Source organism: Aeromonas caviae (assembly GCF_000819785.1).
GTDB lineage: Bacteria > Pseudomonadota > Gammaproteobacteria > Enterobacterales > Aeromonadaceae > Aeromonas > Aeromonas caviae.
On sequence record NZ_CDBK01000015.1, the window covers coordinates 44065 to 67893 of the forward strand.

At 59.3% G+C, this 23829-nt stretch carries 25 protein-coding genes and 7 tRNA genes; 26 read left to right on the forward strand and 6 right to left on the reverse strand.

Annotation, left to right across the window (positions count from 1 at the left end):
- Positions 1-49: 49 nt before the first annotated feature.
- Positions 50-349, reverse strand: coding sequence for a hypothetical protein (locus BN1120_RS02550; protein WP_010672856.1), 300 nt, complete (start codon positions 347-349; stop codon positions 50-52).
- A gap of 110 nt (positions 350-459) precedes the next feature.
- The gene (locus BN1120_RS02555) at positions 460-2064 is read right to left on the reverse strand and encodes a peptide ABC transporter substrate-binding protein (protein ID WP_042014596.1); all 1605 of its coding nucleotides are present in this window, start codon (positions 2062-2064) and stop codon (positions 460-462) included.
- Positions 2065-2238: 174 nt separating this feature from the next.
- On the opposite strand from BN1120_RS02555, the gene BN1120_RS02560 reads away from it, so the two are divergent.
- Complete coding sequence (locus BN1120_RS02560; protein ID WP_042014597.1) at positions 2239-2946, forward strand: ParB-like protein; 708 nt, start codon at positions 2239-2241, stop codon at positions 2944-2946.
- An 85-nt stretch (positions 2947-3031) separates the two neighbouring features.
- Positions 3032-3460: a DUF2753 family protein gene (locus BN1120_RS02565; RefSeq protein ID WP_010672859.1), complete on the forward strand. Its 429-nt coding sequence runs from the start codon at positions 3032-3034 to the stop codon at positions 3458-3460.
- Positions 3461-3462: 2 nt separating this feature from the next.
- Here BN1120_RS02565 and BN1120_RS02570 read toward each other — a convergent pair whose 3' ends face one another.
- On the reverse strand, positions 3463-4212 hold the full coding sequence (locus BN1120_RS02570) for an enoyl-CoA hydratase-related protein (protein WP_042014598.1): 750 nt from the start codon (positions 4210-4212) through the stop codon (positions 3463-3465).
- An 88-nt stretch (positions 4213-4300) separates the two neighbouring features.
- Between BN1120_RS02570 and BN1120_RS02575 the strand changes: the two genes are divergently transcribed.
- The 3 genes from BN1120_RS02575 to BN1120_RS02585 all read left to right on the forward strand — a co-directional run bounded on the left by BN1120_RS02575 (position 4301) and on the right by BN1120_RS02585 (position 6162).
- Positions 4301-4741 carry a copper chaperone PCu(A)C gene (locus tag BN1120_RS02575; protein ID WP_039039478.1) on the forward strand — a complete coding sequence of 147 codons (441 nt, stop codon included), beginning with the start codon at positions 4301-4303 and terminating at the stop codon, positions 4739-4741.
- A gap of 92 nt (positions 4742-4833) precedes the next feature.
- Entirely contained in the window at positions 4834-5463 is a 630-nt protein-coding gene (locus BN1120_RS02580; RefSeq protein WP_010672862.1) for a TIGR04219 family outer membrane beta-barrel protein, read from the forward strand.
- An 18-nt stretch (positions 5464-5481) separates the two neighbouring features.
- A complete protein-coding gene (locus BN1120_RS02585) occupies positions 5482-6162 on the forward strand; it encodes an SDR family oxidoreductase (RefSeq protein ID WP_010672863.1) in 681 nt (226 codons plus the stop codon).
- A 195-nt stretch (positions 6163-6357) separates the two neighbouring features.
- Here BN1120_RS02585 and BN1120_RS02590 read toward each other — a convergent pair whose 3' ends face one another.
- From BN1120_RS02590 to BN1120_RS02600, 3 genes are all read right to left on the reverse strand, one after another.
- Positions 6358-6987 carry a 3'-5' exonuclease gene (locus BN1120_RS02590; RefSeq protein ID WP_010672864.1) on the reverse strand — a complete coding sequence of 210 codons (630 nt, stop codon included), beginning with the start codon at positions 6985-6987 and terminating at the stop codon, positions 6358-6360.
- A 195-nt stretch (positions 6988-7182) separates the two neighbouring features.
- The gene (locus tag BN1120_RS02595) at positions 7183-8907 is read right to left on the reverse strand and encodes a proline--tRNA ligase (protein WP_042014599.1); all 1725 of its coding nucleotides are present in this window, start codon (positions 8905-8907) and stop codon (positions 7183-7185) included.
- A gap of 136 nt (positions 8908-9043) precedes the next feature.
- A complete protein-coding gene (locus BN1120_RS02600; protein WP_042014601.1) occupies positions 9044-11053 on the reverse strand; it encodes a methyl-accepting chemotaxis protein in 2010 nt (669 codons plus the stop codon).
- Between the two features lie 232 nt (positions 11054-11285).
- Between BN1120_RS02600 and ruvA the strand changes: the two genes are divergently transcribed.
- The 21 genes from ruvA to BN1120_RS02700 all read left to right on the forward strand — a co-directional run bounded on the left by ruvA (position 11286) and on the right by BN1120_RS02700 (position 23795).
- Positions 11286-11900, forward strand: coding sequence for a Holliday junction branch migration protein RuvA (gene ruvA, locus BN1120_RS02605; protein WP_010672867.1), 615 nt, complete (start codon positions 11286-11288; stop codon positions 11898-11900).
- An 8-nt stretch (positions 11901-11908) separates the two neighbouring features.
- Positions 11909-12919, forward strand: a complete 1011-nt coding sequence (gene ruvB / locus BN1120_RS02610; protein ID WP_041211014.1) for a Holliday junction branch migration DNA helicase RuvB — start codon at positions 11909-11911, stop codon at positions 12917-12919.
- Between the two features lie 10 nt (positions 12920-12929).
- Positions 12930-13172: a hypothetical protein gene (locus BN1120_RS21170; protein WP_145983766.1), complete on the forward strand. Its 243-nt coding sequence runs from the start codon at positions 12930-12932 to the stop codon at positions 13170-13172.
- A 686-nt stretch (positions 13173-13858) separates the two neighbouring features.
- Complete coding sequence (locus BN1120_RS02615; protein ID WP_010672869.1) at positions 13859-15415, forward strand: cytochrome ubiquinol oxidase subunit I; 1557 nt, start codon at positions 13859-13861, stop codon at positions 15413-15415.
- Between the two features lie 12 nt (positions 15416-15427).
- Positions 15428-16564 carry a cytochrome d ubiquinol oxidase subunit II gene (cydB, locus tag BN1120_RS02620; protein ID WP_010672870.1) on the forward strand — a complete coding sequence of 379 codons (1137 nt, stop codon included), beginning with the start codon at positions 15428-15430 and terminating at the stop codon, positions 16562-16564.
- 14 nt (positions 16565-16578) lie between these two features.
- The gene (gene cydX, locus BN1120_RS20530; RefSeq protein WP_005331536.1) at positions 16579-16695 is read left to right on the forward strand and encodes a cytochrome bd-I oxidase subunit CydX; all 117 of its coding nucleotides are present in this window, start codon (positions 16579-16581) and stop codon (positions 16693-16695) included.
- Entirely contained in the window at positions 16682-16993 is a 312-nt protein-coding gene (locus BN1120_RS02630) for a cyd operon YbgE family protein (protein ID WP_039039483.1), read from the forward strand. Before cydX ends, BN1120_RS02630 begins: the two co-directional genes overlap by 14 nt.
- Positions 16994-17279: 286 nt before the next feature.
- Positions 17280-17687 carry a tol-pal system-associated acyl-CoA thioesterase gene (gene ybgC / locus BN1120_RS02635; RefSeq protein ID WP_010672872.1) on the forward strand — a complete coding sequence of 136 codons (408 nt, stop codon included), beginning with the start codon at positions 17280-17282 and terminating at the stop codon, positions 17685-17687.
- Positions 17677-18363 carry a protein TolQ gene (gene tolQ, locus BN1120_RS02640; RefSeq protein ID WP_010672873.1) on the forward strand — a complete coding sequence of 229 codons (687 nt, stop codon included), beginning with the start codon at positions 17677-17679 and terminating at the stop codon, positions 18361-18363. Before ybgC ends, tolQ begins: the two co-directional genes overlap by 11 nt.
- The gene (gene tolR, locus BN1120_RS02645) at positions 18363-18809 is read left to right on the forward strand and encodes a protein TolR (RefSeq protein WP_010672874.1); all 447 of its coding nucleotides are present in this window, start codon (positions 18363-18365) and stop codon (positions 18807-18809) included. Before tolQ ends, tolR begins: the two co-directional genes overlap by 1 nt.
- 5 nt (positions 18810-18814) lie before the next feature.
- Positions 18815-19945 carry a cell envelope integrity protein TolA gene (gene tolA / locus BN1120_RS02650; protein ID WP_042014603.1) on the forward strand — a complete coding sequence of 377 codons (1131 nt, stop codon included), beginning with the start codon at positions 18815-18817 and terminating at the stop codon, positions 19943-19945.
- Between the two features lie 92 nt (positions 19946-20037).
- The gene (tolB, locus tag BN1120_RS02655; RefSeq protein ID WP_010672876.1) at positions 20038-21363 is read left to right on the forward strand and encodes a Tol-Pal system beta propeller repeat protein TolB; all 1326 of its coding nucleotides are present in this window, start codon (positions 20038-20040) and stop codon (positions 21361-21363) included.
- Positions 21364-21411: 48 nt separating this feature from the next.
- Positions 21412-21936: a peptidoglycan-associated lipoprotein Pal gene (gene pal, locus BN1120_RS02660; protein ID WP_010672877.1), complete on the forward strand. Its 525-nt coding sequence runs from the start codon at positions 21412-21414 to the stop codon at positions 21934-21936.
- Positions 21937-22093: 157 nt separating this feature from the next.
- Entirely contained in the window at positions 22094-22903 is an 810-nt protein-coding gene (gene ybgF, locus BN1120_RS02665; RefSeq protein WP_042014605.1) for a tol-pal system protein YbgF, read from the forward strand.
- A 174-nt stretch (positions 22904-23077) separates the two neighbouring features.
- Positions 23078-23153, forward strand: a tRNA-Lys gene (locus BN1120_RS02670).
- A gap of 32 nt (positions 23154-23185) precedes the next feature.
- Positions 23186-23261 (forward strand) — tRNA-Val (locus BN1120_RS02675).
- Between the two features lie 48 nt (positions 23262-23309).
- Positions 23310-23385, forward strand: a tRNA-Lys gene (locus BN1120_RS02680).
- 19 nt (positions 23386-23404) lie between these two features.
- A tRNA-Val gene (locus tag BN1120_RS02685) sits at positions 23405-23480 on the forward strand.
- A gap of 47 nt (positions 23481-23527) precedes the next feature.
- Positions 23528-23603: transfer RNA gene (locus BN1120_RS02690), tRNA-Lys, on the forward strand.
- A gap of 19 nt (positions 23604-23622) precedes the next feature.
- Positions 23623-23698, forward strand: a tRNA-Val gene (locus BN1120_RS02695).
- 21 nt (positions 23699-23719) lie between these two features.
- A tRNA-Lys gene (locus BN1120_RS02700) sits at positions 23720-23795 on the forward strand.
- Positions 23796-23829 lie beyond the last annotated feature (34 nt).

Here is a 23829-nt window from a genome sequence, read left to right on the forward strand (position 1 = left end):
GTCAATAAATCAACACGGGAAAGGCTGAAAAAAGTCGTAGATGGCGGGCTCAGCCGCGGGGAGTGAAGTCGTGGATCTCCCCCGTCCTCGGTTTGAAGCGGGGGTCATTGTCTTCTGCGCTGGCGACCCAGGCCATGGCCTGGCAGAAACTCTCCTGCTTGGCGAAGGCATCCCGGGCCTGATCGATGGCTCGTTCGGCATTGCGCCGCTCCATCTTGCTGGCCTTGCGGTCGCTGAACTGCTTCTGCTGGCTCAACATCCATTCGAGGAAGGCCTGGCGGCATTCGGTTTCATCGGCGGCCTTGGCGGGAAGGGCAACAAACAGGGCAATCAGGAGCAGAGCACGCATGGCAGGATCGGATCACGGGGTTGATGAATGAAAAGAGGCGGCATTTTATGCCGGGAACTTGAACAGGAACAGTGCCAGGAGGGGTCAGATGTCCCGACCCCTCCCCGGACTCAGTGTTTGACGAGGTAGAGCTGACGGCTGTAGGCCACGTCTTCCGGGTTGTTGATGGGATACCCCTTGAGCCAGGGCTTGATGAGCCGGGCATTGGTGTACTGGTAGATGGGGGCGATGGGGGCCTCCTTCTGCAAGATAGCCTCGGCCTCATCGAACAGGCGGGCCCGCTCTGCGGGATCCTGACTGTTGGCCGCCTGCGCCAGCAGCTTGTCGTAAGCCGGGTTGGTGAACCGGGCCATGTTGCCGCTGTGGCCCGATCCCCAGAGCCCGAGGAAGGCGGAGGGGTCGTTGTAATCGGCGACCCAGGAGGAGCGGATCACCTCGAACTGGCCGCTTTGACGGCTGTCGAGATAGGTTTTCCACTCCTGGTTGGTGAGCTCGACCCGGGCCCCCAGCTTCTGTTTCCACAGGTTGGCGATGGCCAGCGCCATCTTCTTGTGAATTTCCGCCGTGTTGTAGAGCAGGGTCAGCCTGAGGGGATTGCTTGGGCCGTAGCCCGCTTCTTTCAGCAGGGCTCTGGCACGCTCGTCCAGCGCTTGCTGACTGCTGGTGGAGAGCAGATTGGGCTTGGGGTCGAAGCCGGCGGTCACGTCCGGGGTGAAGTGGTAGGCCGGTTTCTCCCCGGTGCCCAGCACCTTGTCGGCAATCAGGCCCCTGTCGATGGTATAGGAGAGCGCCTGGCGAACCCGTACATCATTGAGGGGCGGGCGCTGGGTGTTGAAGGCGTAGTAGTAGGTGCCGAGCTGTTCCGGGGTATAGACCTCCCCCGGGATCTGGGCCATCAGGCTCTGGTACTGCTCCTTGGGGAAGGATTCGGTGATGTGCAGATCCCCGGCCAGATAGCGGTGGGTGGCCGCGCTCTCCTGGTTGATGGGCACGAAGGTGACGCGGGTCAGCACCGTGTGGGCGCGATCCCAGTAGTAGGGATTGGGCGTCAGCTCCAGCTTCTCGTTCACCACCCGGTGACTCAACACGAAGGCGCCGTTGCCCACCAGCTTGCCGGGCTGGGTCCACTGGTTGCCATATTGTTCCATGCTGGCCCGGTGCAGGGGCGACAGGCTGGGATGGGTCAACAGGCTCAGGAAATAGGGCACCGGCTGGGAGAGGGTCACCTTCAGGGTATGGTCATCGACGGCCTCCACCCCGAGCGCATCGGGGGCCAGCTTGCCTGCCATTATGTCGTCCACCTTGTCGAAGCGGGCGAGCTGGGCGAACCAGGCGAAAGTGGCGGCTTCCCTGGGGTCAACCAGCTTGCGCCAGCCATAGACGAAGTCGGCGGCGCGCACGGGGTCGCCGTTGGACCAGCGGGCATCCGGCCTCAGGTGGAAGGTGAATGTCTGGTTCCCCTCGTTGTCCCAGCGGGATGCCACCCCGGGCAGCACCTTGCCGTCCGGCCCCTGGGTCAGCAGCCCCTCGTAAAGGTCTCTGAGGACCTGCAGCTCCGGCAGTCCCACCAGCTTGAGAGGGCTCAGGCTCGCCGGTTCATCCTTGAGATGACGGACGACGGCCTGTTCGGCGGCGAGTGGGGTACCGGGCGGCACATCGGCGGCCTGGACGCAGGCACAGCCCAGCAGGGCCAGCAGGGGGCTCCATCCTTTCATGGTGAATCCTTCAAAATGTGTGAAGCGGGGAGAAAACTCGGCGAGAATGCATCGCCGGCAGATGGGAAATCATGATATCCCCTTTGCTGGTCAGACCGCCAGCATGAGTCCCATTGATATCCGATGCGGCTGTCAACGAAGGGGCGCCGTGAGCGCCAGGAAAAGGAGAGAATGATGAGAGCATGGATCTTGTTGGCCTGCGTGCTGAGCCAGGGCGCCTGGGCGTTGTCCCCGTGCGAGAAGAGCAGCCCGGTGGGAAGCTGGTGCGAGGTGAACATAGAGGCGCTGCACCCCACCCAGGGCGGCGTGGGGCAGTTGCAGGTGGATACCACTGCCCGGGAGCTGGCGGACAAGAGCGAGAAGCAGCTCGACAAGCTGATGAAAAAGAAAGAGATCCCCATCGTCATCGCGCCGGATGGGGGTTACTGGCTGGTGGACAGGCACCACCTGACCAAGGCGCTGTGGCAGCAGGGGGTGAAGCAGGTCAGGGTCAAGGTGATTGCACGGTTGCAGGACAGGGCCAACTTCTGGAGCCAGATGCAGAACAACCACTGGGCCTGGCTCAAGGATGAACGGGGTCAACCCCTGACTCCCGAGCAGTTGCCCGGTCATATCGGTGAATTGCCGGATTACCCCTACCGCACCCTGGCGGGGCTGCTGCAGGATGCGGGCTACTTCAGCAAGAAGGATCAGGTCTACTTCGTCGAGTTTGCCTGGGCCAGCTGGCTCGGCCAGCAGATGGCCTGGCAGCCGATCGATGAGGTCAACCTCGCGGATCGCCTCGCCGAAGCCAAACGGCTGGCGTGCAGCAGCAAGGCGGCGGATCTGCCTGGTTACCCCGGCAAGCAGTGTCGCGTCAATCAGCCCAGAACGGCGGGTTGAGGGATCCTGCACAAAGGGTCTGGTTGATATTTGTTCTCGATTGGCCATGATACAGACTCCACTCGTGTAGGCAAAGGAGAGGAACATGGAACATCAGAACTGGCAACGTTACATGCTGGAGGCGGAGAACGCCCTTGGCATGGGGGCTTTGGGCACGGCGATCTGCCTCTATCAGCAGGCCCTGGGGGAAGTGTATGAGCTGGCCTCCGGGGATCTGGACGAACTGGCCAGCATGCGGGTCGCCACCTGTCACCGCATGGCCGACTTCTGGCGTGCCATGGAAGAGCCCGCCTATGAACTGCGCTACCTCAAGCTCGCCTCCGAGCTGGTCACCGCCCTGGTGCCCCAGTGCCCCAACCGGGAGTGCGAATCCCTCATCAGCGAGCTGGGCTGCTGCCGCGCCGCCCTGCTCTCCTTCTTGAAGCGCCACCCCAATCCGGAGATCGCCCGGCTTATCCAGGTGCAGGACAGGGTGCAGGGCTGCGAGTTGATAGGCCGGTTCCGTCTCAACTGAGTTCAGCGCCGTTTTTGCAGCTTGCTGGCGATGCGGCTTTGCGCCTCTTCCCCTTGCAGGGCCTGGGCGAAGGCGCGCGCTTCCAGGTCGATGACGAAATGCACCGCCTGTTTGAGCTCCTGCTTGAGCAGCGCCTTGCTCTTCTGGAGCGCCATCGGCGGCTTGGCCGCCAGTTTCAATCCTTGCTCCCGAGCGAAGGGGAGCAGGTCCGCCGGAGCCAGCACCCGGTTGGCGAGCCCGATACGCAGCGCCTCTTCCCCATCGATGGCCTCTGCCAGCAGCAACAGCTCCGCCGCCTTGAGGTGACCGACGGCGCGTGGCAGCAGCAAGCTGGCGGCAAACTCCGGCACCAGTCCCAGCTCGACGAAAGGCAGCTGCAGCCGGGCGTTGTCAGCCAGATAGACCAGGTCGCAGTGCAGCAGCAGGGTAGTGCCGATGCCGACTGCCGGACCGCCCACGGCGGCGATCACCGGTTTGGGAAAGTCCGCCAGGGTGTGCAGAAATTGTAGGATGGGGTCGTCCGGCTCAAGGGCGTGCTTGCCAACAAAGTCGGCCAGATCGTTGCCGGCGGTGAAGCACTCCGCCTGGCCCTGCAACAGCAGCACATGGACCTCTTCGTCCCGGGCGGCCTGGCGCAGTGCGTCGGTCAGCGCCAGATACGTCTCCGTGTTGAGGGCATTGCGCTTTTCCGGTCGATTGAAGGTCAGGGTGAGCAAGCCGTCCTGCTGTTCGGCCAGAATTGTGAGGGCCATGTCTGAATCCTTGTTGTCGGGGGCTGTCAAAAGCTTGCCACAGGGGTAAGCTTTGTCTCGTTTAACACATCATAAAAGGATTTCAACCATGTTTAAACGTGCGTTTTATTCCACCATGGCACTGCTTCTGGCCGCCCCGGCCCTGGCCAAGGTCGACGCAGTCGATGGTTATGTGCGTCTGCTGCCCCCTGGCTCGCCGAACACGGCGGCGTTCATGGTGCTCAGGAACGATGGGGACAAACCGGTGAAACTGGTGGCGGGAGCGTCTCCTGAGGCGGGCCGTGTCGAGCTGCACACCCATTTGCACGAGAACGGCGTCATGAAGATGCGCCAGGTGGAGAGCATCGAGATCCCGGCCAAGGGGGAGGCCGTGCTCAAGCCCGGTAGCCTGCACATCATGTTGTTCGACATCCATACCCTGGCCCAGGGCACGCCCTTCCCGCTGACCCTGACCCTGGACGATGGTCAGACGCTGTCACTGAGCCTGCCCGTGAAGCCGGTCGAGCCCATGAAAGGGATGAAGCACTGACATTTCTGGACGCTTGTTCAGCTTTTTACTCTAGGTATTCCTTGCCCAGCGGGTAAAATGATGGCCTTTCCAGTCCAAAATGGAGCGAAGTGATGAAGAAGACCCTGATTGCCGGCACTGTGATGGCTCTGCTCAGCCATGGGGCCATGGCCGCCAATGACTGGCGTTTTGCGGCGGGTGCCGATCTGTGGAATGCCCAGGGAAGTGGCCAGGTCAGCAGCGTGGGTGCCGATGGCAGCTACGACGAGAACTACAACTGGAGCGGCTACCTGCAACTGGAGCACGGCATCCTGCTGCTGCCCAACGCCAAGTTCGAAATGTCCGACTTCAGCAGCAGCGGCGGCAGCTTCAACAACGATCTGCTGGCTTACGACCTGAGCCTCTACTATCGCCTGTTCAACAACGATCTGTTCCAGATCGATCTGGGTCTGACCGGTCGTCGCTACGACGGTGATTTCAACACCCAGCACTACTCCTATGACAAGGATGTGCTGATGGCCTACACCGGGGGTGAAGTACGCATCCCGGGGACCGGCTTTGCGGCGTTTGGCGATATGCGGGTGCAGGATGCCGACAACTACGACTACCGTCTGGGCGGCTCCTACAAGTTCTCTTCCGTGCCGCTCAAGATCCGCGCCGGCTGGCGTGAGGCCGAGATGGACTTCGATCGCGTCGATCAGACCATCGACGGCTGGTTCATCGGTGGTGAATTCACCTTCTGATCTCCCAGAGGAGCACACATGGGCCACATCATAGTGACTGGCGCGGGGTCCGGACTGGGCCGCGCCCTGACCATAGGGCTGGTTGAACGCGGCCATCAGGTTTCCATGATGGGTCGCCGTTACCAGAAACTGCAGGAGCAGGAAGAGCTGCTCGGCAAGGCGGTGATCGGCATTGCCGCCGATCTCGCACACCACGAAGAGGTGGATGTCGCCTTTGCCGCTGCGGTGGAGTGGGGCGGCCTGCCCGACATGGTGATCCACTGTGCCGGTGTCGGCGAGTTCGGCCCGGTGGGTGTCTACACCGCCGAGCAGATCCGCCGGGTGGTTGAGAGCAATCTCATCTCCACCATACTGGTGGCCCAGCAGACGGTGCGCCTCATCGGTGACAAGGGCGGGGTGCTGGCGAATGTGCTCTCCTCTGCCGCCCAGACCGGCAAGGCCAACGAGAGCCTCTATTGCGCCTCCAAATGGGGCATGCGCGGCTTTCTCGAATCCTTGCGGGCCGAGCTGAAGAGTGCTCCCCTGCGACTGGTGAACCTCTATCCGAGCGGGATCCGCAGCGAGTTCTGGGAGAATTCGGATCATGTGGACCCGAGCGGCTTCATGACGCCGGAAGACGCGGCAGCCTACATGCTGGATGCGCTGGCCGCGAGAAGCAGCTGCCATGTGACCGATCTCTTTATCGGTCGCAATAGTTGAGATAGTGGGCTCCGGCCCTTGCCGCCCAGAAGAGCAGAAACAAAAAGCGCGCCATTTGGCGCGCTTTTTCATTGATGTGCAGTGCTAAATTATCTGCTTGCCTGCCTCTCTTTACGCCGGGCCATCATGGATGTGAAGGCGGGTAAATTCAGTGCCGACATGGCATGGATGATTGATGATGCATGTCGGCACATATTATTTCCGAGCCGCATATTCCCGCAGGAAGGATGGAATCACCTGTTTTGGCTTCTTGCCAAGGGTCAGCAGCAATTCAAAGTCCGGGTCGATAATGCCATGTCGACACGCCAGCTCTTCCAACAAGGCAAGCCAGAGGTGGGCCGTCACCTCGGCATCCGCCAGGGCACGGTGAAACACCCCGTCATTGGGCAGGCTCCGGTATTGCACCAGGGTACCCAGCTTGTGATCCGGGGCATCGGGAAACAGGCGCCTCGATAGCAGCAGGGAACAGGCGAACTGGCCGCGGTATTGCGCCGGCAATCGCTCTATTTCCGCATCCAGAAAGCGCTTGTCGAAGGAGGCGTTGTGGGCGACCAGATTGTCATCACCGATAAAGTCGACGAAATCCGCCATCACCTCGTTACAGGGGGGAGCCTGTTTCAGCATGGCATTGCTGATCCCGGTATATTGCTCGATGAAGCTGCTCACGTTGAAGCCCGGATTCATCAATGCCGAGAAACGCTCACTGATATGGCCATCCTTGATTCTGACGGCACCGATCTCGATGGCTCTATCCCCTTGTCCGGGTGAAAGCCCTGTGGTCTCGAAGTCGAGCACGACAACGGTATTGGCTGAGGCGATGGACATAACTTCTCGGGCAAGCTGGGTAAAGAGCGCCAGTCTAGGAAATCAGCCGTGCCGTGTACAGGGCAATGCAGTTATCTCATTAGTTCACGCTGGAGACGCATTTTTGTGCATCATGGCTGAGAGCCATATAAAAAGCCCCGAGTGCCGTGGCACTCGGGGCTTTCCTATGAAAAGCGAGAGGCGGTGTCGGCGTTATCAGCGACCCAGCTTGGCCTTGAGCATGGCAACGATCTCGCCGATGGCCACTTCCTGCTTCTCGCCGGAGCGGCGGCACTTGTACTCCACCACGCCGTTGTCGAGACCACGGTCACCGATGACGATGGCGTGGGGCACACCGATCAGCTCCATGTCGGCGAACATCACACCCGGGCGCTCTTTACGGTCGTCGAACAGCACGTCCACCCCGGCGGCTTTGAGCTCGGCGTAGAACTGCTGTGCCTGCAGGGCGACGCGCTCGGATTTGTGCATGTTCATCGGCACGATGGCCACTTCGAACGGGGCGATGGCGTCCGGCCAGATGATGCCGTACTGGTCGTTGTTCTGCTCGATGGCGGCAGCCACCAGACGGGAAACCCCGATACCGTAGCAACCCATCTCCATGGTGACGGACTTGCCGCCTTCGTTCAGCACGCTCGCCTTCATCGCTTCGGAGTACTTGGTGCCCAACTGGAAGATGTGGCCCACTTCGATACCGCGCTTGAGCAGCAGCTTGCCCTGGCCGCACGGGCTGGGGTCGCCTTCTACCACGTTGCGCAGGTCGGCAACCTCAAAAGAGGTGATGTCGCGATCCCAGTTGGCACCGGTCAGGTGGAAACCGGTCTCGTTGGCGCCGCAAACAAAATCGCTCAGATGGGCGGCGCTGCGATCGACGATGATGCGACCGGCAAAGCCGACCGGGCCGATGGAGCCTGCGTCGCAACCGGCGGCAGCCTTGATCTGCTCGTCATTGGCGAAGGTCAGCGGGTTAGCCACGCCAGAAAGCTTCTCGGCCTTGATTTCGTTCAGCTCGTGGTCGCCACGCAGTACCAGGGCGATGACGGCCTGTTTGCCGTGCTCGTCTTCCTCGGCCAGTACCAGCAGGGTCTTGGCGATGGCGGTCGGCGCCACGTTCAGGAAAGCGGCCACTTCATCGATGGTGTGGACAGCCGGGGTGGCCACCTTGGTCAGGGCTTTGGTTGCGGCAGCGCGCTCGCCAGCCGGTGCCAGGGCTTCGGCCATCTCGATGTTGGCGGCGTAATCGGATGTATCGGAGAAGGCGATCAAGTCTTCACCGCTCTCAGCCAGCACCTGGAATTCGTGGGAGCCGGTGCCCCCGATGGAGCCGGTATCGGCCTGCACCGGGCGGAAGTTCAGGCCCATACGAGTGAAGGCGGTGCAGTAGGCCGCGTGCATCTTCTCATAGGTATCGACCAGGGAGGCCTTGTCGATGTGGAAAGAGTAGGCATCCTTCATCAGGAATTCGCGGCCACGCATCACGCCGAAACGGGGGCGCACTTCATCGCGGAACTTGGTCTGGATTTGGTACAGATTCAGCGGCAGTTGCTTGTAGCTGTTCACTTCGTAACGGACCAGCGCGGTGATCACCTCTTCGTGGGTCGGCCCCAGCACGAAGGGGCGGTTGTGACGGTCGGTCAGGCGGCACAGCTCGGGGCCGTAGTCATCCCAGCGGCCGGACTCCTGCCACAGCTCGGCGGGCTGTACCACCGGCATGGATACTTCGACGGCACCCGCATTGTTCATCTCTTCGCGGACGATGTTTTCAATCTTCTTCAGGACCCGCAGGCCGGTCGGCAGCCAGGCGTACATGCCGGAAGCGAGTTTGCGGATCATCCCGGCGCGCAGCATCAGCTGGTGGCTGACAACTTCAGCGTCGGAGGGGGTTTCCTTGAGAGTGGAAAGCAGATATTGGCTGGTACGCATCGCGGTAGACCTTCGCTAGTTCGGGCGGCTTGGCCCTGGAAAATTTCAAGTGCGGAATTTTAACAGGCGAAGTCCCCCGGCCCAAGGGCTAAATTCAGCGGCGCTGGGGTAGGGCGGGGGCCTTGCCCCGCCCGCACTAGACCCGAAATTGCGACAGCAACTGCTGTTGCTGCTGGCTAGCCTGATGGAGGGAGGAGGCCAGTTGCAGGCACTCCTGGGCTTCCTGTTCGCCCGTCTGGGCCTGCAGGCTGATATCCGAAACCTTGCCCGTGGTGTGCCCCAGGGTGTGGGAGAGCTGGCTGGTCGCCTCTGCTACCTGTTGCACCATGTCGGCGAGCTGATCGATGGCCTCTTCTACCTTGAACAGGATCTGTTTGGTGTTATCGGAGTCCGCCATACCCGATTCCACGGTTTTCAGGTTGCGTTGCATCATCAGATAGGCCTGCTCTGTCTGCTGCTGGATGCTGTTGATCACGTCCGTTATCTCGGCGCTGGAGGTGGCGGTACGATTGGCCAGGGTGCGCACCTCGTCGGCCACCACGGCAAAACCGCGCCCCATCTCGCCCGCCCGGGCGGCTTCGATGGCGGCATTGAGTGCCAGCAGGTTGGTCTGCTCCGAGATATTGCTGATGGTGGAGATGATCTGGCCAATCTGCCCTGCCTGCTCCTTGAGGGCATTGATGGCGGTGGCACATTCACCCACCTCCATGACCACCCGCTGCATGCCGGCGGTGGCGGAGGAGACATACTGGCTGCTTTGCGTGGTGAGCTGGCGTACCTCGTTGGCGTTGTGTGCCGCCAGGTTGCAGTTGTCCGAGATGGTGGTGGCCACCTGCACCATCTGCTCGCTGTCGTGGTGCAGCGCCTGGGCATGTGCAGCGGTCTGGCGGCTGCTCTGGCTGATGGCCTGGACCCGGTTGACCGAGGTGTGCACGTGCTGGTTGATGTGCTGGTTGTTGTCCATGGTGGCGCTGATCATCTTCTGCAGCTTCTCGATGAAGCGATCCACGCTGCCGGCCAGGGAGCCAATCTCGTCGTCGCGTGAGAGATTGATGCGGGCATTGAGATCTCCTTCCCCGGCGGCGATGTCCTGCATGCGCTTGTCGACCTGGAGTAGCGGGCGAACAATGGTGCGAACCAGCCAGAAGCCGCAGCAGGTGACGATCAGCAGGCTGAGCAGCAAGCCCCCCAGGATGAGTCCCTTGGTGTAGTCGATGATGGCGTTGAGCTGGTGAACCTGATCCTCGACGGTGGCGTCCCCCTGGGCTTCGACCTCGACCAGAGCCAGCCTGAGCTGGTCGGCACTGTGTTCGTAACGGGTCAGCTGGTTCTGATAAGCGCTCAGGGCTGTGGTCCATTCACGGATCAGGCGGGCATTGTCGGCTTGCAGGGCACGATACTGGGTGGAGAGCATTTGGCCTGCAAACTCCCCGTCACCGGGCACATCGAACTGGCCGGTTGCCAGCATGCCGTCAACCGCGTCCTGATAGAAGCGGGTGGCTTGTGCCAGCTCGGCCTGGATGGCAGGAGTGGGGCCTTCGCTCTGCATCTTCTCCAGCGCATAGAGCTGGCGCAGGAATCCGATGTTGGCCTCCATGCCGCCATCGGCCGCCTGCCAGCGGGTCGCGAGGCCGCCGTTCCAGCTGATGGCCTGATCCGGTGAGCGGGTGAGGCTCTCGACGGCCTCGTCACCGATCACCTCCAGCCTGGTCGAGAGGCGTGACATGCGTTCAGAACTGGCACGCAGCGCCTCATCGGCGCTCGTGAAGGTGCGATAGAGGGTCAGCAGCTGTGCCTGCTCTTGCTGATAGGTCTGCTCATGCTGCTTCAGCGTGGTGATGGCTGCCGCATCGATGAGCCCGCCTTGCTCCACCCGGCGCAAAGCGTCGCTGGCCGCCTCTTTTGCCCGTTGCAGCTCCGGTGCGTCGAGGGGGATCCCCGAGAGCACTTTCTGGATATAGAGCGACTGGTTGCCGAGTTCGATGGAGCCCTCCATGGCACCATCTGCCGTCTGCCATGCGGCACCCAGGACGTAGGAGAGCAGATCAGCCAGCCGCTGGCTGCCATACCAGCCGATCGCCCCCATGCCCAGGGTGCAGCCGAGCAGAATGGTGAGTCCGAGGTTGGATATGGTGACGATTTTCATGATTCAAGCCTTCCCTGGTGCCGAACAAGACCATTTCAGTGTTCAATCAATGACGAAGATGTGCCATCCCCGATGGAAAATAAAGTGATAGACAGTGTTCTGAACGAGGGAAATGGCCGGGTATGAAGAGCGGGTCATCCCATGATCTGCATGGACCTATGCTGGATACTTATCCAGTTATTCTTTATGCTATGACCCAATTTGCGAGAGTCTGCGTGGCGAGGAAAAGAACATGATCGGTCGCTTGAGAGGCGTCATCATCGAGAAGCAACCCCCCGAGGTGTTGCTGGAAGTCGGAGGGGTGGGATATGAGGTTCATATGCCCATGAGCTGCTTCTATGATCTGCCCGAACTCGGGAAGGAGGCCGTCATTCACACCCACTTTGTGGTGCGTGAAGATGCCCAGCTACTCTACGGCTTCAACCACAAGCAGGAACGGGCGCTGTTTCGCGAGCTGATCAAGACCAACGGGGTCGGCCCCAAGCTTGCCCTGGCCATTCTCTCCGGCATGACGGCCACCCAGTTTGTGATGAGCGTCGAGCGCGAGGAGATAAGCTCCCTGGTCAAGTTGCCCGGCGTGGGCAAGAAGACCGCCGAGCGCCTGGTGGTGGAGATGAAAGACCGCCTCAAGGGCTGGGTCAGCCACGATCTCTTCTCCCCGGCCGAAATCACCCTGCCCGCGAAAGAGAGCCCGCTGCGTGCCCCGGATGCGAGCGAGGAGGCGGCCAGTGCACTGGTGGCCCTCGGCTACAAGCCGCAGCAGGCCAGCCAGATCGTCAGCAAGGTGGCTGCCGACGGCATGTCGGTAGAGGAGATCATTCGTGAATCCCTGCGCAGCCTGGTGTGAGGTAGACAATGATTGAAGCGGATCGCCTCATCTCGGCCGGTGCCGCCCGTGAGGACGAGATCATCGATCGGGCCATCCGGCCCAGAAAGCTGGCCGATTACACCGGACAGGATCACGTCTGCGATCAGATGGAGATCTTCATCGAGGCCGCCCGCCAGCGCGGGGAGGCCCTCGATCATCTGCTGATCTTCGGGCCTCCCGGCCTTGGCAAGACCACGCTGGCCAACATCGTCGCCAACGAGATGGGGGTCAACATCAAGACCACCTCGGGCCCCGTGCTGGAGAAGGCCGGCGATCTGGCGGCGCTCCTCACCAACCTGGAACCGAACGATGTGCTCTTCATCGACGAGATCCACCGTCTCAGCCCGGTGGTGGAGGAGGTGCTCTATCCGGCCATGGAGGATTATCAGCTCGACATCATGATAGGGGAGGGGCCAGCGGCCCGCTCCATCAAGCTCGATCTCCCTCCCTTCACCCTGATCGGTGCCACCACCCGGGCCGGCTCCCTCACCAGCCCCCTGCGGGATCGGTTTGGCATCGTGCAGCGCCTCGAGTTTTACAACGTCAAGGACCTGACCGACATCGTCTCTCGCAGCGCCCGCTGCCTCGGGCTCGACATGACGGAAGACGGCGCTCTCGAGGTAGCCCGTCGCTCCCGGGGGACACCGCGGATTGCTAACCGTTTGTTAAGGCGGGTACGGGATTTTGCCCAGGTGAAGTCTGACGGGCGAATTGACGGACCCATTGCGGCCCGAGCCATGGACATGCTGGACGTGGACAACGAAGGTTTCGACTTCATGGATCGCAAGCTATTGTTGGCCGTCATCGACAAGTTTATGGGGGGGCCCGTCGGGCTCGACAACCTGGCCGCCGCCATCGGTGAGGAGAAGGACACCATAGAAGACGTGCTGGAACCTTATCTGATCCAGCAAGGCTATCTGCAACGTACACCCAGAGGGCGGATCGCAACTCAGAGAGCCTACGCACACTTTGGCCTGGAACGACCGGCAGATCAGTAGACGTTGCGATATGAACCAAAAAGCCGCCCTTGAGGTGGCTTTTTGTTTTGCGGGCAAAAAAAAGCCCACGGCACAGGCGGTGGGCAAAGACAATTCAGGATGGATGTTCACAGACAGTGAGCGCGTCTGCAGACCGGTCGGGAAAAAACAGAGGAGCCGTCGCGAGGCTTCAGAGTCGGTTCATTTGATAGAGTTGAACGAAAGAAAGCTTGTAGTAACGGATGGTCTTGGCAACAAACTTTTTCATCATTAATCCCAACAAACAGGTTCGAAATGTTCATCGAATACGTACCGGGAACCCGGAATGACCGGCCTGTATTCAGAGGTATGCCCTCACTGCGAGGCGCATTGTAGGAGCTCTTTCCGGGTGGGACAAACAAGAAAATCTATGGGCTTTTGATTAGATAAACTAATGATTTTGGTGAGGGTGTCAATCCGCATAAACATGTGTTTTTACTGGGTTTAAATTGATTTTTGGATGAGCCTGGCCATTTATTGAAATAATCGAGATGCGAGGGCTTTATTTCCGGGGTTGCGTATTTGTTTAACAGAATTGAAACTATTTCGGTATGTCATAAAATTGATTTAAATCAATTATTTACGGGTTGGTGTTTTTTGTGATGAAGCTCCCATAATTAATGGGAAAAGCCCTATAAGTTACCTTGAAAAAACATGTATTGAGGGTGGTTTTACATTGATTTCAATCAAATAAAGGTGATATAAAACAGCGATCATTATAGGCGGGAATAGAACCCTGGTTATTGTTTATTAGATGTTAAACATTAGCTTTTTTTGTTCCTGTATATTGCCTTGTTGTTAATGTGGTGGCAGTCGAATCCGGTCAGACCGCGAGGGGTGACCGACCGTTCGGGGACTTCCAATGGAAGCTTTGTCCTTAAAACTTAAAATAGCCGTGCCAATAATCGGTGAGGAAACATCATGATTGCTGAGCATGTGGTAGACCTATCGCGGTTCCAATTTGCTGCGACGGCCCTTTATCACTTCCTGTTTGTACCCTTGACGCTGGGGATGGCCTTCATCCTGGCGATCATGGAGTCTGTCTATGTGATGACCAACAACACAGTGTACCGGGACATGACCAAGTTCTGGGGCAAGTTGTTTGGTATCAACTTTGCCCTCGGGGTTACCACCGGGCTCACCATGGAGTTTCAGTTCGGTACCAACTGGGCTTACTACTCCCACTATGTTGGCGACATCTTCGGGGCCCCGCTGGCCATCGAAGGTTTGATGGCCTTCTTCCTGGAGTCCACCTTCGTCGGTATGTTCTTCTTCGGTTGGGATCGTCTCAGCAAGCGCCAGCACCTGGCGGCTACCTGGCTGATGGCGCTCGGGACCAACCTCTCCGCACTCTGGATCCTGGTCGCCAACGGCTGGATGCAGAACCCGGTGGGTGCCGAGTTCAACTTCGAATCCATGCGCATGGAGATGGTGAGCTTCGCCGACCTGGTGTTCAACCCGGTTGCACAGGTCAAGTTCGTCCACACCGTGGCGGCAGGCTATACCACGGGCGCCATGTTCGTGCTCGGGATCTCCTCCTATTACCTGCTGAAGAATCGTGATGTGGCGTTCGCTCGTCGCTCCTTCGCCATCGCGGCCGCGTTCGGCATGGCCTCCATCCTCTCCGTGCTGGTGCTGGGTGACGAGTCCGGCTACGAGACCGGGGAAGTGCAGAAGGTGAAACTGGCGGCCATCGAGGCCGAGTGGAACACGGAGCCGGCTCCGGCATCCTTCACCCTGTTCGGGATCCCGAACCAGGAGGAGATGCGCACCGACTACGCCATCAAGATACCCTATGCTCTCGGCATCATCGCCACCCGTTCCCTGGACGGTCAGGTGACTGGTCTCAAGGATCTCAAGAGCGAGCATGAGCTGCGCGTGCGCAACGGCATGACCGCCTACGACCTGCTGACCAAGCTGCAATCCGGTGACAAGTCCGACGATACCCGCGCCCGCTTCGACGAAGTGAAGCAGGATCTGGGCTACGGTCTGCTGCTCAAGCGTTATACCCCCAACGTGACCGACGCCACCGACGAGCAGATCAAGGCCGCCGTGGATGACTCCATCCCGCAGGTACTGCCGCTGTTCTTCGCCTTCCGCATCATGGTCGCCTGCGGCATCCTGATGCTGGTGCTGATCGGTCTGGCCTTCTATGACAGCACCCGCCACAAGATCGGCGAGCGCAAGTGGCTGCTCAAGGCGCTGCTGTACGGCATCCCGCTGCCCTGGATCGCCATCGAGGCGGGCTGGTTTGTCGCTGAATACGGTCGTCAACCCTGGACCATCGCCGAGATGCTGCCGACTTATGTCTCTGCATCCAACATTCCTGCGTCCGAGATCTGGTTCTCTCTGATCGGGATCTTCCTGTTCTACACCGTACTGCTGATCATCGAGATGTACCTGATGTTCAAGTATGCGCGCCTGGGCCCAAGCAGCCTGAAGACGGGCAAGTACCACTTCGAACAGAGCAAGGCATAAGGAGAGTGACCCATGTTTGATTACGAACTGTTGCGTCTGGTCTGGTGGGTGCTGGTCGGCGTGCTGCTGATCGGGTTTGCCATCACCGACGGTTTCGATATGGGGGTGGGCGCCCTGCTCCCCTTCGTCGGCAAGAAGGATGTGGAGCGTCGCGTGATGCTCAACACCATGGGGCCGCACTGGGAAGGCAACCAGGTCTGGCTGGTGACCGCCGGTGGTGCCCTGTTCGCTGCCTGGCCCATGGTCTATGCGGCGGCCTTCTCCGGCTTCTACATCGCCATGATCCTGACCCTGATGGCGCTGTTCTTCCGTCCGGTCGGCTTCAAGTACCGCTCCCTGCAGGAAGATGCCAAGTGGCGCTCCAACTGGGACTGGGCTCTGTTTGCCGGTAGCGCCATTCCCCCTGTCATCTTCGGGGTGGCGTTCGGCAACCTGCTGCAGGGTGTACCGTTCAGCTTCAACCAGTTCCTGATGATGACTTATCACGGCAACTTCTTCGGTCTGCTCAATCCGTTCGGTCTGCTGGCCGGTCTGGTGAGCCTCTTCATGATCATCACCCAGGGTGCAACCTGGCTGATGATGAAGACCGAAGGTGAAGTGCTGGCGCGCTCTCGCACCGCCGCCATGATCTTCTCCCTGCTGACCCTGGTGCTGTTCGCCCTGGCCGGTGTCTGGGTGAGCGGCATGGATGGTTATGTGATTGTGGGCTCCGTCGCCACCGACGCCGTCACCAACCCCCTTCACAAGGAAGTGGTGGTGCAGGCCGGTGCCTGGATGCAGAACTACAACCTCTATCCCTGGATGATTGCCGCACCCGTGCTGGGTCTGGTGATGTGTCTGCTGACCGCCGTGGCGGCCAAGCTGGACAAGGGTTGGGTGGCGTTCCTGTTCTCCTCCCTGGCCATCGCCGGCATCATCCTGACCGCGGGCTTCTCCATGTTCCCGTTCGTGATGCCCTCGAGCCTCGAGCCGTCCCAGAGCCTGACCATGTGGGATTCCACCGCCTCCTTCAACACCCTCAAGGTGATGACGGTAGTCGCAGTCGTCTTCGTGCCGACCGTGCTGGCTTACACCATCTGGACCTACATCAAGATGTTCGGCCGGGTGAGTAACAAGCACATCGAAGACAACCAACAATCGCTCTACTAAGAAGGTGCCCTGATATGTGGTATTTCACCTGGATCCTGGGGCTGCTGCTGGCCTGTGCGTTTGGGATTATCAATGCGCTCTGGCTGGAGCACACCGAGAACCTGGATCGTCAGATTGATGAAGACAAGTGACAGGCTCGCCCGGCTGGCCGCTCCTCTGGAGCGCCAGCCATGGCAAGGTCTGATGCTGCTGGCGGCGGCCCTGCTGGCTGTCGCCATCTTGCAGGCGCCCAACCTGGTCGCGGCCAACACCAGTGAGCACGGCCTCTGGCTTGCGCCCTGGCTGATGTGGGCGGTCTGTTGCGGTGTCATGCATGGACTGGGGTTTCACCCGCGCAGCCTGGTGGGTCGCGTGCTGTTCTTCCCCTGGCTCGCCCTGCCCAGCCTGCTCTGCGGGCTCTGGCTGACCAGCAGCTACTACCTGCCATAAATGATGAAGGAGGTCGGCATCAGCCCACCTCCTTCTTCTTTTTTGAGGGGCGTGCCGTCGCCTAGTCAGAGCGACAGAACCTCGCTCGTCACGCCGCTCGCAGCCACTGCTCTTGTCCGCCTTTCTTGCGATGCTGACAGCCCTGTGGTCTTCGGCCTGTCGGCGCCGCAGCACGCCATAAAAAACAGGAAGAGACGGGATTTCCCTGTCTCCCCCTGCTTCTTTCCTATTCAGCCCTGCGCTATGATAGCCCCCCATCTGACTGTCGAATGGATCACAGATTTTTATGGGGGAAGTCTCTGAGTTTCCGGTGCGTGTCTACTACGAAGACACGGATGCCGGAGGCATCGTCTACAACGCCAATTATCTCAAGTTTATGGAACGGGCCCGCACCGAATTCCTGCGCGCAGGCGGCATCGAACAGGATGTCCTGCTGCAGGCAGGGATCGCGTTTGTGGTGAGTCGCACCGAAATCGACTTCCGCGCGGCGGCCCGCTTCAATGAACTGCTGACCGTAATGACGCAAGTAACTGAAGTGAAACGCGCTTCCATGCGTTTTTCACAGCAGATCCTGGCGGCTGATGGACGGCTGATCACTCAGGCCATGGTACAGATCGCCTGTGTCAGTCATCCGCAAATGAAACCTGTTGCAATACCTGAAAAAATCAAGGGAGTGCTGTTAAGTGCACGCTGAAATTTCGTTTATTGGCCTGTTCTGGCAAGCCAGTCTGTTGGTGAAACTGGTCATGATGACCCTGATGGGCATGTCGGTCGTCTCCTGGGCGCTGATCATCCAGCGCTCCAAGGCCATCAAGGCGGCCAACCTCGCCTCGGAGCAGTTTGAAGACAGATTCTGGTCCGGGGTCGACCTCAATCGTCTCTACCAGGAGTCCTCCTCCCGTCGTGACGACATCGAAGGCATGGAAGACATCTTCTACTCCGGCTTCAAGGAGTATGCCCGCCTGCTCAAGGCCGGTGCCCGCGGTCAGGATGCGGTGATGGACGGTACCTATCGCGCCATGCGCGTCTCCCTGTCCCGTGCAGTGGACGATCTCGAGTCCAACCTGCCGGTCTTGGCGACCATCGGTTCCATCAGCCCCTATATCGGTCTGTTCGGTACCGTCTGGGGGATCATGAACGCCTTTATCGCTCTGGGCCAGGTTCAGCAGGCGACCCTGCAGATGGTGGCACCGGGTATCGCGGAGGCGCTGATCGCCACCGCCATGGGTCTGTTTGCCGCCATCCCGGCCGTTATCTTCTACAACCGCTTCACCAACAAGGTCGAACGGCTGGAAAACGCCTACGCCAACTTCATGGACGAGTTCACCACCATTCTGAACCGCCAAATCGCACAGCAGGGTGAGAAGTAATGCAAACCTATCAGCGGCTCAAACGCAAGAAGGTCGCCGAGATCAACGTGGTGCCCTATATCGACGTCATGCTGGTGCTGCTCATCATCTTCATGGCGGTCACGCCCGTGATCACGCAGGGGGTCAAGGTCGACCTGCCCCAGGCGGAGTCCGAGCAGTTGCCGGAAGACTCCAAGCCGCCCTTCATCGTCAGCGTCAATACCGAGGGTGAGTACGTCATCAAGGCCGGCGAGGCGGATGACGAACCCGTACCGAGCGGCACCCCAGAGGCGATGCAGCAGTACATCACCGAGAAGGCCATGGGCTATCTGGCCATCAACCAGAACGCGCCCGTGGTGGTCGCCGGTGACAAGTCCGTACGCTACGAGGAGGTGATCCTGCTGATGGTGGCCCTCAAGAAAGCCGGTGTGCCTCAGGTTGGTCTGATGACGGATCCGGTGAACTGACGGAGATGGATGTGAAGCGTGGTATTTCCGGTTATCTCGTCGCGTCGCTGCTGCTGCATCTGATCATCGGCATCATCCTGCTGGTCGGTGTCGACTTCAGCAAACCCAAGCGCCCCGAGTCCAAGGGACAGATCGTCAATGCGGTCATGATGGACAGCGAAATGCTGGAGCAGCAGATGCAGCAGGTCCAGCAGCAGAAGCAGGCCCAGCCCAAGGCTGCACAGCAGCAGAAGGACAAGGAAGACGCTGAGCGCGTCAAACGCGAGCTGGCACAGGAGCAGGAGCGTCTGCGTATCGCCGAGACCAAGCGCAAGCAGGCCGAAGAGGCGACCCGCAAGGCCGAAGCCGACAAGCAGAAGAAAGAGGCTGAACAGAAGCAGGCGGAAGAGAAGGCCCAGAAAGCCGAGGAAGCCCGCAAGCTGGAAGAGCAGAAGACCAAGAAGGCCGAAGCCGAACGCAAGGCGGCGGAAGAGGCCAAGGCGCTGGCGCTCAAGAAGAAAAAAGAAGAGCTGGAGAAGAAGCAGGCTGAAGAGAAGGCCAAGGCGGAAGAGGCCAAAGCCAAGAAAGCGGAAGCCGAGAAGAAGGCCAAGGCCGAAGCCGAGAAAAAGGCGAAGGCGGAAGCCGAGAAGAAAGCCAAGGCCGAGGCCGAGAAGAAGGCGAAGGAAGAGGCTGACAAGAAGGCAAAAGCTGACGCAGAGAAGAAGGCGAAGGCCGAGGCTGACAGAAAGGCCAAGATTGAGGCGGAGCGCAAGCGCAAGGCGGCCGAAGAGGCCAAGTTGCAAAAAGAGATGGAAGCCATGATGGAGCAGCAGCTGGCCGCCGAGGCCAATGCGCGCAGTCAGGCAGCTTCGGCAGCCGCCAAGGGCGAGGTCGACAAGTATGCCGCCCTCATCAAGGCCACGGTCGAGCGCTACATGATTTTGGATCCCACCATGCGGGGCAAAACATGTACTATCGGTGTCAAGTTGGCCAGTAGCGGCTTCGTCATCTCGGTGGACAACGGTCAGGGTGATCCGGCGGTCTGCCGCTCCGGCAAGGCGGCGGTGCTGAAGGCCAACCAGTTGCCGGTGCCGAAGGATCCGGCGGCATTCGAGATGTTGAAGGAGTTTAACCTCAAGTTAGAACCGAGCATCTAAGCGTGATAGAACGGGGTCAATGACCGTGGTTGGCAGCATCTGCTGATAAAGGGATTTCACCTCTCATTTTTTTGGAACAGAGTATTTAAGCCATGATAAGAAAAGTGTTTTTTGCTTTGGTTGGCTGCCTTCTGCTAGGCCAGAGCGCTCAGGCGGCCTTGGACATCGTCATCACCGGCGGTATCGACAGTGCACGCCCCATTGCCATCGCCCCCTTCAAGTGGGAGGGCAATGGCCAGTTGCCGCAGGATATCGCGGAAGTGGTCTCCAACGACCTGATGCGCAGCGGCAAGTTCAAGCCGCTGGCCCGTGGCCAGATGCCGCAGACGCCGAGCACCAGCGGCGAGATCAACTTCGCGCCCTGGGCTTCCCAGGGGGTCGAAGCCGTGGTGGTCGGCTCCATCGCCGCCGTGGGTGATGGCACCTACAAGATCAACTTCGAGCTGGTCGACGTCCTGAAAGGCCAGCTGGCCAAGACTCAAGGCGGTGAAGCGAACGGTTACATCCTGGACAGCCGCATGGCGACCATCCCAGGTGCCCAGATGCGCCAGTTTGCCCACCGCATCTCCGACATCGTCTACGAGCGTCTGACCGGTGAGCGTGGTGCCTTCCTGACTCGTCTGGCCTATGTCTCCGTGCAGCAGGGCACCCAGTTCCCGTATCAGCTGCGGATCTCCGACTACGACGGCTACAACGAGAAGACTCTGCTGCGCTCCCGTGAACCCCTGATGTCCCCGGCCTGGTCGCCGGATGGCAGCAAGCTGGCTTACGTGAGCTTCGAGAACCAGAAGTCCGAGATCTATGTGCAGGACATCTACACCCAGCAGCGCAGTCTGATCACCAGCTTCCGTGGCATCAACGGTGCGCCGGAGTGGTCGCCTGATGGTCGTCGTTTGGCTATTGTTCTGTCCAAAGATGGGCAGCCTGACATCTATGTCGTTGATGTTGCTAGCAAGCAACTCACTCGAGTCACAAATAACCGCACCATCGACACCGAACCCTCCTGGATGCCGGACGGTCAAACTTTGCTGTTCACCTCTGAACGTGGTGGCAAACCCCAGATTTATAGCGTAAATTTGGCGACTGGCATGACTCGCCGGATGACCTGGGAAGGGGATTCCAACCAGGGGGCATCCATCACACCGGACGGCAAGTCCATGGTGATGGTGACCCGGGTTCAGGGACAATATCGCATCGCTCGCCAGGATATGGAAAATGGAGCCATGCTGGTACTGACCCAGAGTGCTCTGGATGAATCGCCAAGTGTGGCTCCCAATGGCAGCATGATCATTTATGCCACCATCTATCAGGGTCGTAAGAGTCTTGCATTGGTGTCGACCGACGGTCGCTTCAAGGCAGTGCTTCCGACCAGTAGCGGTGAAATTCGTGCACCAGCTTGGTCGCCCTTCTTGAATTGATAAAAATCGATTGTTTTTTGTTTTGTTATAAAGGTTTAAGGAAATAGCATGCAACTCAATAAACTGCTCAAGGGTCTGGCCATCGCACTGCCACTGTTCACCCTGGCTGCCTGTAGCTCCTCTTCCGACTCCGACGCCGCTGGCGCCGAGTCCGGCATGACCGACGGCATGGGCGGTGTACAAACCGGCGGCGCCAACGGCATGTTGTCCCCGGAAGAGCAGATGCGTCAGAAGTTCGAAGCGCTGCAACGCGACAACGTGATCTACTTCCCGTACGATGGTTACGACATTCAGGGTCAGTACGCCGACCTGCTGGATGCCCACGCCAGCTACCTGCGTGAACGTCCGAGCGTCAAGGTACTGATCGAAGGCCACGCCGACGAGCGCGGCACGCCGGAATACAACATCGCGCTGGGTGAGCGTCGTGCCAAGGCTGTTGCCAAGTATCTGCAAACCCTGGGTGTGCAGGCCGAGCAGCTCTCCATCGTCAGCTATGGCGAAGAGAAGCCGCTGGATCTGTCCCACACCGAGGAAGCCTTTGCCAAGAACCGCCGTGCGGTCCTGGTTTACTAAGGTTTGAGTCGAACGAAGTTCGTTTATATGCAAGCGGCCATTTCGATGGCCGTTTTATTTGCACTAAACGTCAAGGTTTGATCCGAATGAAATCTGTATCAGCGAGCGACTATGCGCTGGCCGTTTTATTTGCACTAAACGCTAAGGTTTGATCCGAATGAAATCTGTGTACAAGCAAGCTGGTGTTGCGCTGGCCGTGTTGGTTGCTTTGAATGCGCAAGCGGCAGCACCCGTGAGCGATCTGAGCGGAGATTCTGGCAGCAGCGGCGTGGTGCTGAGCGGCAACAATGGTGCCATCGTACCGACCGGCAGCCTGGAAGACCGGGTTGCCCTGCTGGAGCGCACCCTCAACGCCCGTCTGCGTCTGCAGGCCGAACTGCAGCAACAGGTCGACTCCCTGCAAGGGGAGGTCTCCGAGCTGCGTGGTCAGCTGGAGCAGCAGACCTACCAGATGGAGCAGTCCCAGGAGCGCCAGCGCCAACTCTACCAAGAGCTTGACAAGGTGGCCAACAGCCAGCCTGCCGCCGCGCCCGCAACACCTGCTGCAGGTGCTGCAACGCCTCCTGCCGCGGCAGCCAACTACTCCACCAACCAGGATGAGAACCAGGCCTACGACGCGGCCGTGAACATGGTGCTCAAGGAGAAGAACTATGACAAGGCCATTCCTGCCTTCGAAGGGTTCATCAAGCAGTTCCCGAACTCCAGCTATGTTCCCAATGCCCACTACTGGCTTGGCCAGCTGATGTTCAACAAGGGCGACAGGGCGGGGGCCGCGAGCCAGTTCTCCACGGTGGCGAACAAATACAGCAAGTCACCCAAGCGGGCCGATGCCCTGCTGAAACTCGGCATGCTCGCCCAACTTGACGGCAAAAAAACAGAGGCCAAGGCCTTCTATGAGCAGGTGATCAAGGGTTACCCCAACACCTCGCCGGCCCAGCTGGCCAAACAGAGTCTGGCCAAGCTGTGACATTGCTGCATGTCACTGTTTTCGTAACACTCTTGTAAATACCGCCGTGCTTTGTATGCGCAGTGAACAATCAGATTTAAATTAAGATTTTTCTATTGCGCCAGGATGATAAATCCGTAATATAGGCCGCCGTCAGAGCCGGAGCAGTAATGCAGTCGGCACTGGTCGTGGTGAGGGTCGTTAGCTCAGTCGGTAGAGCAGTTGACTTTTAATCAATTGGTCGCTGGTTCGAATCCAGCACGACCCACCATTTCTTCACTGCAGGTGAAGACAATATTCCCAGGTCGTTTAGCTCAGCTGGGAGAGCACCTCCCTTACAAGGAGGGGGTCACTGGTTCGAGCCCAGTAACGACCACCATGTTGTAACACTGGCCGCCACATGCGGTTGGTGAAAGGTTCAGGATGTGGGTCGTTAGCTCAGTCGGTAGAGCAGTTGACTCTTAATCAATTGGTCGTAGGTTCGAACCCTACACGACCCACCACTCTGAATATTGAATCCCAGGTCGTTTAGCTCAGCTGGGAGAGCACCTCCCTTACAAGGAGGGGGTCACTGGTTCGAGCCCAGTAACGACCACCATGTTGTAACGCTGGCCGCCCATGCGGTTGGTGAAAGGTTCAGGATGTGGGTCGTTAGCTCAGTCGGTAGAGCAGTTGACTCTTAATCAATTGGTCGTAGGTTCGAACCCTACACGACCCACCACTCTGAACATTGAATCCCAGGTCGTTTAGCTCAGCTGGGAGAGCACCTCCCTTACAAGGAGGGGGTCACTGGTTCGAGCCCAGTAACGACCACCATGCTTTAAAAATGATTTCGATGGGTCGTTAGCTCAGTCGGTAGAGCAGTTGACTTTTAATCAATTGGTCGCTGGTTCGAATCCAGCACGACCCACCATCATTTCAGTCATATCCCAGGTCGTTTAGCTCAG

Coding starts and splice junctions, on each gene's coding strand:
- cydB (WP_010672870.1), top strand. CDS start 15,428: ATGTTTGATTACGAACTGTTGCGTCTGGTCTGGTGGGTGCTGGTCGGC.
- BN1120_RS02615 (WP_010672869.1), top strand. CDS start 13,859: ATGATTGCTGAGCATGTGGTAGACCTATCGCGGTTCCAATTTGCTGCG.
- ybgF (WP_042014605.1), top strand. CDS start 22,094: ATGAAATCTGTGTACAAGCAAGCTGGTGTTGCGCTGGCCGTGTTGGTT.
- BN1120_RS02560 (WP_042014597.1), top strand. CDS start 2,239: ATGAGAGCATGGATCTTGTTGGCCTGCGTGCTGAGCCAGGGCGCCTGG.
- BN1120_RS02565 (WP_010672859.1), top strand. CDS start 3,032: ATGGAACATCAGAACTGGCAACGTTACATGCTGGAGGCGGAGAACGCC.
- ruvA (WP_010672867.1), top strand. CDS start 11,286: ATGATCGGTCGCTTGAGAGGCGTCATCATCGAGAAGCAACCCCCCGAG.
- tolB (WP_010672876.1), top strand. CDS start 20,038: ATGATAAGAAAAGTGTTTTTTGCTTTGGTTGGCTGCCTTCTGCTAGGC.
- BN1120_RS02585 (WP_010672863.1), top strand. CDS start 5,482: ATGGGCCACATCATAGTGACTGGCGCGGGGTCCGGACTGGGCCGCGCC.
- BN1120_RS02555 (WP_042014596.1), bottom strand. CDS start 2,064: ATGAAAGGATGGAGCCCCCTGCTGGCCCTGCTGGGCTGTGCCTGCGTC.
- ybgC (WP_010672872.1), top strand. CDS start 17,280: ATGGGGGAAGTCTCTGAGTTTCCGGTGCGTGTCTACTACGAAGACACG.
- cydX (WP_005331536.1), top strand. CDS start 16,579: ATGTGGTATTTCACCTGGATCCTGGGGCTGCTGCTGGCCTGTGCGTTT.
- BN1120_RS02630 (WP_039039483.1), top strand. CDS start 16,682: ATGAAGACAAGTGACAGGCTCGCCCGGCTGGCCGCTCCTCTGGAGCGC.
- tolR (WP_010672874.1), top strand. CDS start 18,363: ATGCAAACCTATCAGCGGCTCAAACGCAAGAAGGTCGCCGAGATCAAC.
- ruvB (WP_041211014.1), top strand. CDS start 11,909: ATGATTGAAGCGGATCGCCTCATCTCGGCCGGTGCCGCCCGTGAGGAC.
- BN1120_RS02600 (WP_042014601.1), bottom strand. CDS start 11,053: ATGAAAATCGTCACCATATCCAACCTCGGACTCACCATTCTGCTCGGC.
- BN1120_RS02575 (WP_039039478.1), top strand. CDS start 4,301: ATGTTTAAACGTGCGTTTTATTCCACCATGGCACTGCTTCTGGCCGCC.
- tolA (WP_042014603.1), top strand. CDS start 18,815: ATGGATGTGAAGCGTGGTATTTCCGGTTATCTCGTCGCGTCGCTGCTG.
- BN1120_RS21170 (WP_145983766.1), top strand. CDS start 12,930: ATGAACCAAAAAGCCGCCCTTGAGGTGGCTTTTTGTTTTGCGGGCAAA.
- BN1120_RS02580 (WP_010672862.1), top strand. CDS start 4,834: ATGAAGAAGACCCTGATTGCCGGCACTGTGATGGCTCTGCTCAGCCAT.
- BN1120_RS02550 (WP_010672856.1), bottom strand. CDS start 349: ATGCGTGCTCTGCTCCTGATTGCCCTGTTTGTTGCCCTTCCCGCCAAG.
- pal (WP_010672877.1), top strand. CDS start 21,412: ATGCAACTCAATAAACTGCTCAAGGGTCTGGCCATCGCACTGCCACTG.
- BN1120_RS02570 (WP_042014598.1), bottom strand. CDS start 4,212: ATGGCCCTCACAATTCTGGCCGAACAGCAGGACGGCTTGCTCACCCTG.
- BN1120_RS02595 (WP_042014599.1), bottom strand. CDS start 8,907: ATGCGTACCAGCCAATATCTGCTTTCCACTCTCAAGGAAACCCCCTCC.
- BN1120_RS02590 (WP_010672864.1), bottom strand. CDS start 6,987: ATGTCCATCGCCTCAGCCAATACCGTTGTCGTGCTCGACTTCGAGACC.